12 protein-coding genes and 1 pseudogene are annotated in these 11,005 nt (G+C 52.4%); 8 read left to right on the top strand and 5 right to left on the bottom strand.

All coding sequences use genetic code 11. The features are described from left to right. Positions 1 to 135: 135 nt before the first annotated feature. A pseudogene (locus HMPREF2959_RS07365) lies at positions 136 to 1,264 on the bottom strand (glycosyltransferase family 4 protein). Between the two features lie 12 nt (positions 1,265 to 1,276). Between HMPREF2959_RS07365 and HMPREF2959_RS12635 the strand changes: the two are divergent. Then, the gene (locus HMPREF2959_RS12635) at positions 1,277 to 1,417 is read left to right on the top strand and encodes a hypothetical protein (RefSeq protein WP_153308412.1); all 141 of its coding nucleotides are present in this window, start codon (positions 1,277 to 1,279) and stop codon (positions 1,415 to 1,417) included. A gap of 74 nt (positions 1,418 to 1,491) precedes the next feature. On the opposite strand, the gene HMPREF2959_RS13395 is transcribed toward HMPREF2959_RS12635, so the two are convergent. From HMPREF2959_RS13395 to acpP, 4 genes are all read right to left on the bottom strand, one after another. Continuing rightward, a complete protein-coding gene (locus HMPREF2959_RS13395; RefSeq protein WP_002231586.1) occupies positions 1,492 to 1,623 on the bottom strand; it encodes a hypothetical protein in 132 nt (43 codons plus the stop codon). Then, positions 1,620 to 2,837: an MFS transporter gene (locus HMPREF2959_RS07360; protein WP_002228911.1), complete on the bottom strand. Its 1,218-nt coding sequence runs from the start codon at positions 2,835 to 2,837 to the stop codon at positions 1,620 to 1,622. The genes HMPREF2959_RS13395 and HMPREF2959_RS07360 overlap by 4 nt, the downstream gene beginning before the upstream one ends. Positions 2,838 to 3,085: 248 nt before the next feature. Further along, positions 3,086 to 4,333 (bottom strand): beta-ketoacyl-ACP synthase II, encoded by a 1,248-nt coding sequence (gene fabF, locus HMPREF2959_RS07355; protein WP_002243209.1) that lies wholly within the window; start codon positions 4,331 to 4,333, stop codon positions 3,086 to 3,088. Positions 4,334 to 4,488: 155 nt separating this feature from the next. Then, positions 4,489 to 4,725, bottom strand: a complete 237-nt coding sequence (gene acpP / locus HMPREF2959_RS07350; protein WP_002215574.1) for an acyl carrier protein — start codon at positions 4,723 to 4,725, stop codon at positions 4,489 to 4,491. A 231-nt stretch (positions 4,726 to 4,956) separates the two neighbouring features. On the opposite strand from acpP, the gene HMPREF2959_RS07345 reads away from it, so the two are divergent. The 7 genes from HMPREF2959_RS07345 (at position 4,957) to glnE (ending at position 10,751) form a co-directional block, all read left to right on the top strand. Beyond that, the gene (locus tag HMPREF2959_RS07345) at positions 4,957 to 5,964 is read left to right on the top strand and encodes a quinone-dependent dihydroorotate dehydrogenase (protein ID WP_002243210.1); all 1,008 of its coding nucleotides are present in this window, start codon (positions 4,957 to 4,959) and stop codon (positions 5,962 to 5,964) included. A gap of 15 nt (positions 5,965 to 5,979) precedes the next feature. Continuing rightward, a complete protein-coding gene (locus tag HMPREF2959_RS13285; protein WP_024497034.1) occupies positions 5,980 to 6,159 on the top strand; it encodes a hypothetical protein in 180 nt (59 codons plus the stop codon). A gap of 137 nt (positions 6,160 to 6,296) precedes the next feature. After that, positions 6,297 to 6,620 carry a hypothetical protein gene (locus HMPREF2959_RS07335; RefSeq protein WP_002215580.1) on the top strand — a complete coding sequence of 108 codons (324 nt, stop codon included), beginning with the start codon at positions 6,297 to 6,299 and terminating at the stop codon, positions 6,618 to 6,620. Between the two features lie 86 nt (positions 6,621 to 6,706). Continuing rightward, on the top strand, positions 6,707 to 6,988 hold the full coding sequence (locus HMPREF2959_RS07330) for a hypothetical protein (protein WP_002215582.1): 282 nt from the start codon (positions 6,707 to 6,709) through the stop codon (positions 6,986 to 6,988). A 52-nt stretch (positions 6,989 to 7,040) separates the two neighbouring features. Further along, the gene (locus HMPREF2959_RS07325) at positions 7,041 to 7,514 is read left to right on the top strand and encodes a DUF2247 family protein (RefSeq protein ID WP_002215584.1); all 474 of its coding nucleotides are present in this window, start codon (positions 7,041 to 7,043) and stop codon (positions 7,512 to 7,514) included. Positions 7,515 to 7,527: 13 nt separating this feature from the next. Beyond that, positions 7,528 to 7,863, top strand: a complete 336-nt coding sequence (locus HMPREF2959_RS07320; protein WP_002218629.1) for a hypothetical protein — start codon at positions 7,528 to 7,530, stop codon at positions 7,861 to 7,863. Between the two features lie 197 nt (positions 7,864 to 8,060). Further along, on the top strand, positions 8,061 to 10,751 hold the full coding sequence (gene glnE, locus HMPREF2959_RS07315) for a bifunctional [glutamate--ammonia ligase]-adenylyl-L-tyrosine phosphorylase/[glutamate--ammonia-ligase] adenylyltransferase (protein WP_070696598.1): 2,691 nt from the start codon (positions 8,061 to 8,063) through the stop codon (positions 10,749 to 10,751). Positions 10,752 to 11,005 lie beyond the last annotated feature (254 nt).

Raw genomic sequence — 11,005 nt, 5'->3', positions numbered from 1 at the left:
AAGTTGCAAGAATTTATCGGAAATGACCGAAACTAAACGAACCTGAATTCCCGCTTTCGAGGGAATGACGGGGGTGTGGCGGGAATGACGGAGGTTTATCAGAAATGACCGAAACTCAAAAGCGGGCAGCCTTGTTTACGCCTTCAAAATATCGAGCAATTTCAAATCGACTTTTTCGGCATCGAATTTATCTTTGGCAATCGCATAACTTGCATTCCCCATCAGGCGGACGGCTTCCCTGTTTTCGATAAAATAAATCATTTTTTCGGCCAAGATGCGGGGATTCCAAGGTTCGATCAGGAAGCCGTTGACCTTGTCGGCGACCGTTTCCCTGCATCCGGGGACATCCGTCGTAATCACTGCCCTGCCGACGGCCATTGCCTCCTGAGTGCTTCGGGGAACGCCTTCCCTATAAGACGGCAATACGAATATATGATGCGCCTTTATCACTTCGGAAACATTGTTCACAAAACCGGGGAAACGGATAATATCGCGGGCGGCAAGCCGTTCCAAATCGCCCCCCCCCCCCGCGTGATTTGTCGATTGCGCCCAAAGCGGTAAAAACCGTATCGGGGTATTTGTCCTTAACCTGTTCCGCCGCCCGAATAAAATCATCAATCCCCTTTTCTTTCAGAAATCTGCCGATAAAGAGGAATTTTACGGGTTCTTTTTCATCGGGAATATCCGCCTCGGAATAAGGATATTGCCGCAAATCCAGACCGATTCCGCCCAAAATATGGATGTTTTTTATTTTGATGCCGTATTTGTCCGTCAGTTCGTCTTTGTCGTCGGGGTTTAATACAATCAGGCTTTCCAACATCGGCAGGGCAATGTGGTACAAGGCAATCAAAATCCCCTTTATGATTTTTGTTTTTAACGGTATGCCTTCCGGCTGCGGGGTAAATGCGAATCCCAAACCTTCCAGCATCCCGACGATTCTGGGCACGCCTGCCAGTTTTGCGGCAAAAGTGCCGAAAATCACGGGTTTTGCGAAATAAGGGAAAACCAAATCCGGCGATATTTTTTTGAGTTCTTTAAAGATGAGGAAGGTGGATTTTATATCGGAAAACGGGTTCAGCCCGCTGCGGTTTGAACGGTAGGTAACGGGTGTAACCCCCATTTCCCTGATAATATCCAATTCATTATCGGAAAACTCCGATACAAAGGCATACACCTGATGGTTTTTGCCGATTAATTTTTTAATGACGGGGGCGCGGAAACCGTAAATGCTGGATGCGACTGTTGTGATAAAAACGATTTTCATAAGGCGGACACCTTGAATTATAGGATTGGAAATGCGGTCTGCATTGATGAAATGCCGGATACGGGGCGCGGCGGGCAAACCTTTGCCAAGCGCACCGCATCCGACGCTTCGCCCGCCCGGGCAGGGGCGGCTTCAGACGGCATTTTATCCTGAAATCCGCTGCATAACGCCCGGCGATATACAGTATCGCGTTTTGTGATGATTTTACACCCGAAGGGAAAACGGACTTATTTGAATGGCGGTTTAATCGCGGCGGTTGTTTGCGGTTTGATAAGGCTGATTTGCGTGTCGTGCAGTCCGGAAACGGGCGGGGTGTTTGGAAAATGCCGTCTGAGGGTTTTCAGACGGCATTCTTTCATGCGGCGGTTCGGGGTTCGCGGATGGGGAGGTTGAGGAGGGCGGCGGTTCCCGCCAGCAGTGCGTCGGCGTACCACATCCAGCCGTAGTCGCCGAATTGTGTAATCACGATGCCGCCGATGTACGAGCCGAGGAATCCGCCGATTTGGTGGCTGAGCATCGTCAGTCCGAACAGGGTGGCGAGGTAGCGTGTGCCGAAGAGTTTGCCGGTAATGGAGGCGGTCGGCGTGACGGTGGCGAGCCAGGTAAATCCGAGTGCGGCGGCGAAAATGTAGAAGTTGAGGTCGGTCTTGGGCGAAAAAATGTAGATGAGTATCATCGCGGCGCGCGAGGCGTACAGTCCGAACAGGACGTATTTGCCCCGAACGCGGCTTGTGCACCAGCCGGAAAAAATGCAGCCGGCGATGTTTGCCAGTCCGATGATGGCGATGGATGTCGAGGCGACGGTGGCGGGCAGTCCGCACAGGGCGACTTCCGTGGGTAGGTGGGTTACGAGAAAGGCGATGTGGAAGCCGCAGGCAAAAAAGCTTAGGTGCAGCAGGATGTAGCTTGGGGTTTTGAAGGCGGTTTTGACTGCTTCTCCGAGGCTTTGTCCGTGTGTGGCTTGGGCGTGTTGGGTGTGGGCGGCGTTGTTGCCGCCGGCAAGCCACCATGAGACGGGCAGAATCAGCAGGGCGATTGCGCCCCAAACGTAAAATGTGCCCGTCCAGCCGACTTCGGGCAGGACGACGAGTCCTTGAACCAGCGGTGCGAACAGGAATTGTCCTGCCGAACCGCCGGCGTTGACCAGTCCGGATGCCAAGCCGCGTTTGTGTGCGGGGACTTGGGCGGCGACCTGCCCCATAATGATGGAGAAACCGCCTGAGCCTGTGCCGAATGCGAGCAGCAGCCCGACGGCAATCATCAGCCCCCAATAAGTCGGGATGTTGGGGGCAATCAGGCAGGCGCAGACGAGCAGGACTGCGCCGCCGCTTAATACCCTGAACGCGCCGAAACGGTCGGCAAGCGCGCCGGACAATGGTTGCGATATGCCCCACATCAGTTGGAAAACGGCGATGATGAGGCTGAATTGGGCAATGCTCAATTCGGTGGTGTTGACGACGGGTTGGACGAACAGTCCGAGCGTCATCCTCATGCCGATGGTAATCAGCAGGATGAATGCGGCGGCGGTGATGGTCAGCCAAAATTTGGGTGTTTTCGATGCGGTGTGCGTCATAATGTGTATTTTGAGTCGGTTAAGTTTGCGGATTTTATAGTGGATTAACAAAAACCAGTACGGCGTTGCCTCGCCCTAGCTCGAAGAGAACGATTCTCTAAAGGTGCTAAGCACCAAGTGAATCGGTTCCGTACTATTTGTACTGTCTGGCGGCTCGCCGCCTTGTCCTGATTTTTGTTAATCACTATAAAAATGCCGTCTGAAACGGTTTCAGACGGCATTTCGATGTCGGCGGCGGCTTTGCGGAATCAGCCTTTGAAGCGTTTGAAGACCAGCGTGCCGTTGGTGCCGCCGAAGCCGAAGGAGTTGGAAATGGCAACGTCGATTTCCGCGTCGCGCGCTTCGTTGGCGCAGTAGTCCAAATCGCAGCCGGCTTCAACGTCTTGTTCAAAAATGTTGATGGTCGGCGGGATTTTGCCGTCGTGTATCGCCAAAATGCTGTACACGGCCTCCACGCCGCCCGCCGCGCCGAGCAGGTGGCCGGTCATGGATTTGGTCGAGCTGACGACGGTTTTGTAGGCGTGTTCGCCGAACGCGCGTTTGAGGGCTTTGGTTTCGTTGGCATCGCCCAAGGGGGTGGACGTGCCGTGCGCGTTGACGTAATCCACGTCTTCGGGATTGATGCCGGCATCTTTCAGCGCGCGGGTAACGGCAAGGGCGGGGCCTTCTTCGTTCGGCGCGGTGATATGGTAAGCATCGGAACTCATGCCGAAGCCGACGATTTCGGCGTAAATTTTCGCACCGCGTTTTTTGGCGTGTTCCAATTCTTCCAACACCAATACGCCCGCGCCTTCGCCGATAACGAAGCCGTCGCGGCCTTTGTCCCACGGACGGGAAGCGGTGGCGGGATCGTCGTTGCGGGTGGAGAGGGCTTTCATCGCGGCAAAACCGCCCACGCCCAAAGTGCTGATTGCGCCTTCCGCGCCGCCGGCAACCATTATGTCCGCGTCGCCGTATTTGATCAGTCGGGCGGAATTGCCGATGGCGTGCGCGCCGGTGGTACAGGCGGAAACCATCCCGTAGCTCGGGCCGCGGTAGCCTTTGAGGATGGTAACGTGTCCGGAAATCAGGTTGATCAGCGAACCGGGGATAAAGAAAGGGTTGATTTTGCGCGCGCCGCCTTCGATTACGGCTTTGCCGGTGACCTCGATGCTGGGCAGTCCGCCGATGCCGGAACCGATGTTCACGCCGATGCGGTCTTTGTCGAGGTTTTCCACATCGTCCAAGCCCGAATCGGCGATTGCCTGCAATGCGGCGGCAATGCCGTAGTGGATGAATACGTCCATCCGGCGCGCTTCTTTCGCGCTGATGTATTGTCCGATGTCGAAACCGCGCACCTCGCCGGCGACACGGCTGTTGATGTCGGATGCGTCAAAGCGGGTAATCGCGCCGATGCCGCTTTTGCCGGCGAGCAGGGTGTCCCAAGCCTCTGCGACAGTGTTGCCGACAGGGGAAACCTGACCTAAGCCTGTAATGACTACTCTTCTCTGACTCATGATAACCTCGCTGTTGGTTGTCGGAATGGGGGCATATGCGGCTGTCGTGCAGATGCCGTCTGTAATTTGCGGCAGGGGTTCAAACAGTTTGCCATATAAGGGAAAAGCCTCTATTGCGCGGTGCAGCAGAGGCTGTTGTGTCGGGCGACGACCGGTTAGCCGTTGTGGGCATTGATGTAGTCGATAGCCAGTTGGACGGTGGTGATTTTTTCGGCATCTTCGTCGGGGATTTCGCAGCCGAATGCTTCTTCCAAAGCCATAACCAGCTCCACGGTGTCCAAAGAATCCGCGCCCAAGTCGTCTTGGAAAGAAGATTCGTTTTTCACGTCGGCTTCGTTTACGCCCAGTTGTTCAGCAACAATTTTTTTAACTTGTTGTTCGATGTTTGACATATCAGTCGTTCCTTTATGCCTTGCGGCAGGTTGTTTAAGGGAAATAAATCGGTGGTATTGTACCGACTTTTAATAGAGTTTTCTATCTAATGACTATTATATCAATATTTGCCGATTTGTACATTTTTGGGTGCGGCGGGTTTTGTCGTTCAAGTTTGACCTGTGTGCCGTATGTTTGACGGGATTTCGGTTAAAATGACGGCATTTCCATCTGAAGCAGAAAGCCCTGTCATGTATCCACTTGCCCGCCGCATCCTGTTTGCACTCGATGCCGAGAAAGCCCACCACTTCACGCTCGACGCGCTCAACATGGTTTATAAATTGGGTCTGATTCCCGTAACCGGCAACCGTACCAAACCTGTAAAACTGATGGGTTTGGATTTGCCCAACCCTGTCGGGCTTGCCGCCGGACTCGACAAAAACGGCGAATATATAGACGCATTGGGCGCGCTCGGCTTCGGTTTTATCGAAATCGGCACGGTAACGCCCAACCCGCAGCCCGGCAACCCGCAGCCGCGCCTCTTCCGCGTTCCCGAATATCAAGGCATCATCAACCGCATGGGCTTCAACAACCACGGCATCGATGCCATGATTCAAAACATCGAAAAAAGTAAATTCAGCGGCGTATTGGGCATCAACATCGGCAAAAACGCTGTAACACCGATTGAAAACGCTGCCGATGATTATTTAATCTGCCTCGAAAAAGCCTACGCACACGCAAGTTACATTACCGTCAATATTTCCTCGCCCAACACTAAAAACCTCCGCGCGCTGCAAGGTGGCGACGAGTTGAGCGCATTGCTTGAGGCTTTGAAAAACAAACAGGCACAGCTTGCCTCTGTACACGGGAAATACGTCCCGCTCGCCGTCAAAATCGCCCCCGATTTGGATGAAGCACAAATCGAAGACATCGCCCACGTTGTCAAATCCGTCGAAATGGACGGCATCATTGCTACCAACACCACCATCGACAAATCAAGTCTCGGCAGCCATCCGCTCGCAGGCGAGCAGGGCGGTTTGAGCGGGCTGCCCGTTCATGAAAAAAGTAATCGGGTGTTGAAGCTGTTGGCAGACCACATCGACGGCAAGCTGCCGATTATCGGCGTAGGCGGCATTATGGAAGGCGGGGACGCGGCAGAGAAAATCCGCTTGGGCGCGACCGCCGTCCAGGTGTACAGCGGATTGATATACAAAGGTCCGGCATTGGTCAAAGAATGTTTGAAGGCTTTGGCGCGATGACGCGATCCGCCCAAAATGCCGTCTGAACGCACGTTTTGCCGTTCAGACGGCATTTTCATTTCCTTTTTCCGCCTGACGCCCCTTGAAAATCCCTTACGCGCCGCCCTGTTTGAAACAAAGCAAACGCCCGCCGCGAACCGGACAATCTTGATACGCAGCCAAAGCAAGTCCGGCGGTAAGTTGTTAAATATATAAGCAATTGATACAAAAAATAATTTTATACTGTGGCGGACGGCTTGGGAAAACGCAAAATATGAACGGCGTTGAAATTCATGATGTGGAAAATAAGGATACGGCGGATAATCAAAAGATTTTATATTTAAGGATTTGATATGTTTAAGGACGAACTAAATGAATTTATCCGATTGATATCCGATCCGGAAAGTGAATTGGATGAATGGTATTTGAGTGATTTTAAAGATGAACATATATGGGAAATGCAAAGTTACGAAGCATTTTCATGTTTGCGGGAAGCAGTCCCCTATTTGTTTGCTTATCCCCGATACGGGTATGAACTGTTGGAGATAATTTCCGCGTTAAAAGAAACATCTGATACGACAGAATTATTTTATGAGCCGGGTATCGTGCCTTTGCTGATTGATTTATATAAAGAAGATAGTTATCTGGTAAATATGGTCAAACGGATATTCAAATGATGAAAGGGGCGCGGGCGTTTGCTTGGCGGAAGGCAGGTAACTCAATTTGAAGGACGCGGAAGCCGATACGTTAAAAAGGATGAAAAATGGAAAACGGGCAACGGAATAACCGGTTTCCTTTGGAAAAACGAATTTTTTATCTGGAGCATTCGGGGCGGTATCTGATGATTTGCGCCTTATCGGATTATTCCCAAAACAAACATACTGTCGTTATGGCAAATTTCATCTATCCGGATGAAAAAACGGATTGGCGGAATTTGGATGATTTATTCAATGAGTTGGTTTTAGAGGAATTGCAGGCTTCATTTATGGATTGGCATCCGACTGTTGAAGAGGCAATCAGCCGTCATTTGGAAGACTTTTCGTAACAGGCGTCAATCGGAAGGGGCGGAATGACGGGGCAGGCAATCGGAGTAAAAAATGAACCTTGATTTAACCGCGCAAAAAGTCCGTCTTTCTTGGAAGGATATTCTGTGGGGGTATGGGAATAAATACTTGGGTTGGGCTGATGTGGCAGCTTATGCCCGAAAAATGACGCTTTCAGATCATGATGAACGTGTGTTCAAACTATCTTTAATCAACAAATCCAATATTCTTGAATTAAAGCCTGTTCTGGAAGATTTGGCTTCGGAAATGAGGGATTATTCCCCTAAAAATTGGCTGTACGTCCTCTTAAGCGATGTATTCCATAGAAAAGAAGAATTTGAGGATCCTTTGGGGGAAGTTGAAAAAATTTATGCAGATTTTGATTATCCGGAAGAAATAGAATCATTTGTCAGGTATATGCCGCCCAAAGACGGTTATATTCCTTCTGCCCACACCTATGAAGAAAATATTGCCCGGTTATATTCTCACTGGGAACACTATTTGAACAACGGCGGAGGGCAGGGTTAAAACCGGCAATCCGATGCCGTCTGAAGCATTATCCGGCCTTCAGACGGCATTTTGTTTTCCGACAGTTTATAAACTGTCGTTGTTTCTTGACAGAAACAACGACCTTATTTATTTGAAACGATTGGAGGACATGATTATGGGTTTTTGGAATGGTGTGGCAAAAGCAGCAAAAGCAGTGGGAGAGGGAATGATTGAAGCCGGCAATGAGCATAAGGCGTTGAAAATGGAATATGCGGAGAAATCAAGTGAGGAGCTGCATGAAATCGTCAAGAGTGATGGTTTTTTTAAAAATTCCACACGGGAGAAAAGTGCGGCTTATGCTATTTTAAAAGAGCGTGGCGAGGTGTGAACAGGAAACGGCGGCATTTGCCGCTGTTTTTTATCGGCAGGCATCCGTCTGGATGTCGGGGCAAGGTTTCAGACGGCATCGAAGGTTGCTATGATATAGTGGCTTGACTTTAAACCGGTACGGCATCCCCTCGCCCTGTCCTGATTTGAAGTGAATCCGCCATCATCTTCCTGCCATTTTTTCAAACGGAATCCGAAATGTCCGACAACCGCCTCGACACCGCCCGGCACCATTCCCTGTTCCTTGCCCGCCAGCTCGACAACGGCAAACTCAAGCCCGAAATTTTCCTGCCCATGTTGGACAAGGTGTTGACCGAAGCTGATTTCCAAGCTTTTGCTGATTGGGACAAAATCCGCGCGGAAGAAAACGAGGAAGAATTGGCGCGGCAGTTGCGCGAGTTGCGCCGTTATGTCGTGTCGCAGATTATCGTGCGCGATATAAATCGCATCAGCGATTTGAACGAAGTAACCCGCACGATTACGCTGTTTGCCGATTTTGCCGTCAATACCGCGCTGGATTTCGCCTACGCCTATTATCGGGACATGTACGGCACGCCAATCGGGCGTTATACCAAATCGCCGCAGCATTTAAGCGTGGTGGCGATGGGCAAGGCGGGCGGCTATGAGTTGAACGTGTCTTCCGACATCGATTTGATTTTCGTCTATCCCGAATCAGGCGACACCGACGGCAGGCGCGAACGGGGCAATCAGGAATTTTTCACCAAAGTCGGGCAGAAACTGATTGCGCTGCTGAACGACATTACCGCCGATGGGCAGGTGTTCCGCGTCGATATGCGGCTGCGGCCGGACGGCGATTCGGGCGCGTTGGTATTGAGCGAAACCGCGCTGGAGCAATATTTGATTACACAGGGGCGAGAATGGGAACGCTACGCGTGGTGCAAAGGTCGCGTGGTTACGCCGTATCCGAACGACATCAAAGCACTGGTGCGCCCCTTTGTGTTCCGCAAATATCTGGATTACGGCGCGTATGAGGCGATGCGTAAGCTGCACCGCCAAATCCGCAGCGAAGTCAGCAAAAAAGGCATGGCGGACAACATCAAGCTCGGCGCGGGCGGCATCCGCGAAATCGAATTTATCGCCCAGATTTTCCAGATGATACGCGGCGGCCAAATGCGTGCGCTGCAATTGAAAGGCACGCAGGAAACGCTGAAGAAACTTGCCGAAACCGGGATCATGCCGTCTGAAAACGTCGAAACCCTGCTTGCCGCCTACCGCTTCCTGCGCGACGTCGAACACCGCCTGCAATACTGGGACGACCAACAAACCCAAACCCTGCCCACTTCGCCTGAACAGCGGCAACTGCTCGCTGAAAGCATGGGTTTCGACAGCTACGCCGCCTTTTCAGACGATCTCAATGTTCATCGGAACAAGGTCAATCAGTTGTTCAACGAAATTCTGAGCGAACCCGAAGAACAAACGCAAAGCAACAGCGAATGGCAATGGACATGGCAGGAAAAGCCTGATGAAGAAGAACGGCTAGGCCGTCTGAAAGAATATGGGTTTGATGCCGAAACCATCGCCACGCGGCTCGACCAAATCCGCAACGGCCATAAATACCGCCACCTTTCCGCCCACGCCCAGCCGCGTTTTGACGCCATTGTGCCGTTGTTCGTACAAGCGGCGGCAGAGCAAAACAACCCGACCGATACATTGATGCGGCTGTTGGATTTTCTCGAAAACATCAGCCGCCGATCCGCCTATCTCGCCTTCCTCAACGAACATCCGCAAACCTTGGCGCAACTGGCGCAGATTATGGGCCAAAGTTCTTGGGTGGCGGCGTATCTGAACAAATATCCGATTTTGTTGGACGAACTCATCAGCGCGCAGCTTTTGGATACCGCGTTTGATTGGCAGGCGCTCGCCGCCGCCCTTTCAGACGACCTCAAAGCCTGCGGCGGCGATACTGAAGCGCAAATGGACACCCTGCGCCGCTTCCAGCACGCCCAAGTCTTCCGTCTCGCCGTCCAAGACCTCGCCGGACTGTGGACGGTAGAATCCCTCTCCGACCAACTCTCCGCCCTCGCCGACACCATCCTCGCCGCCGCCCTGCTGTGCGCATGGGCGGACATGCCCAAAAAACACCGCGACACACCGCAATTCGCCGTCGTCGGCTACGGCAAACTCGGCGGTAAAGAACTCGGCTACGCCTCCGACCTCGACCTCGTCTACCTCTACGACGACCCCCACCCCGACGCAGGCGACGTGTACAGCCGCCTCGCCCGCCGCCTGACCAACTGGCTTTCCGCCGCCACCGGCGCAGGCAGCCTCTACGAAACCGACCTGCGCCTGCGCCCTAATGGCGACGCCGGTTTCCTCGCCCACAGCATCGCCGCCTTTGAAAAATACCAGCGCGAAAACGCCTGGACGTGGGAACACCAATCCCTTACCCGCGCCCGCTTCATCTGCGGCACACCCGAAATTCAGACGGCCTTCGACCGCATCCGCACCGAAATCCTCACCGCCGAACGCGACCAAACCGCCTTGTCAGGCGAAATCATCGAAATGCGCGAAAAAATGTTCCCCACCCACCCGCCTGCCGACAGCAACGTCAAATACGCACGCGGCGGCGTGGTCGATGTCGAATTTATCGTCCAATATCTGATACTTGCCCATGCCCGCCAGTATCCGCAACTCTTGGACAACTACGGCAACATCGCCCTCTTAAACATCTCCGCCGACTGCGGTTTGATTGACAAAACCCTCGCCGGACAAAGCCGCACCGCCTATCGCTTCTACCGCCGGCAGCAGCACAACACCAAACTGCGCGACGCGGCAAAAACCGAAGTAAGCGACGAATTACTGTCCCATTACGGCAATGTCAGGAAATTGTGGCGGGAAGTGTTCGGCGAAGAAGCGGCAACCGCCTGAACAAAAAATGCCGTCTGAAGCCTGACAATCTGGGTTTCAGACGGTATTTTCGTACCGTGCCGTTTTAAGGTTGCGGCAGAGCTAAAGCGATTTATCGGGAATGGCTGAAACCCAAAAACCGGATTCCTCTTTCGCGGGAATGACGGGATTTCAGGCTTCTGTTTTTGTGGGAATGATGGGATTTTTTATCCAAGCAAAAATCAAAACAAACAAATAAGAACCGAGACCTTTGCAATAACATAGGTTACTAAAAT

Source organism: Neisseria sp. HMSC070F02, assembly GCF_001814225.1.
GTDB classification, from domain to species: domain Bacteria; phylum Pseudomonadota; class Gammaproteobacteria; order Burkholderiales; family Neisseriaceae; genus Neisseria; species Neisseria meningitidis.
Note: the sequence above shows the minus strand (reverse complement) of the source record. Positions and strands in the feature narration are given on the sequence as shown.

What these genes read in the sequence shown, in the direction of transcription:
- HMPREF2959_RS07330 (WP_002215582.1), top strand. Translation starts at nt 6,707, where the DNA reads ATGGAAAACGGGCAACGGAATAACCGGTTTCCTTTGGAAAAACGAATT.
- fabF (WP_002243209.1), bottom strand. Translation starts at nt 4,333, where the DNA reads ATGAGTCAGAGAAGAGTAGTCATTACAGGCTTAGGTCAGGTTTCCCCT.
- acpP (WP_002215574.1), bottom strand. Translation starts at nt 4,725, where the DNA reads ATGTCAAACATCGAACAACAAGTTAAAAAAATTGTTGCTGAACAACTG.
- HMPREF2959_RS07360 (WP_002228911.1), bottom strand. Translation starts at nt 2,837, where the DNA reads ATGACGCACACCGCATCGAAAACACCCAAATTTTGGCTGACCATCACC.
- HMPREF2959_RS07335 (WP_002215580.1), top strand. Translation starts at nt 6,297, where the DNA reads ATGTTTAAGGACGAACTAAATGAATTTATCCGATTGATATCCGATCCG.
- glnE (WP_070696598.1), top strand. Translation starts at nt 8,061, where the DNA reads ATGTCCGACAACCGCCTCGACACCGCCCGGCACCATTCCCTGTTCCTT.
- HMPREF2959_RS13285 (WP_024497034.1), top strand. Translation starts at nt 5,980, where the DNA reads ATGCCGTCTGAACGCACGTTTTGCCGTTCAGACGGCATTTTCATTTCC.
- HMPREF2959_RS07320 (WP_002218629.1), top strand. Translation starts at nt 7,528, where the DNA reads ATGCCGTCTGAAGCATTATCCGGCCTTCAGACGGCATTTTGTTTTCCG.
- HMPREF2959_RS07325 (WP_002215584.1), top strand. Translation starts at nt 7,041, where the DNA reads ATGAACCTTGATTTAACCGCGCAAAAAGTCCGTCTTTCTTGGAAGGAT.
- HMPREF2959_RS13395 (WP_002231586.1), bottom strand. Translation starts at nt 1,623, where the DNA reads ATGAAAGAATGCCGTCTGAAAACCCTCAGACGGCATTTTCCAAACACC.
- HMPREF2959_RS07345 (WP_002243210.1), top strand. Translation starts at nt 4,957, where the DNA reads ATGTATCCACTTGCCCGCCGCATCCTGTTTGCACTCGATGCCGAGAAA.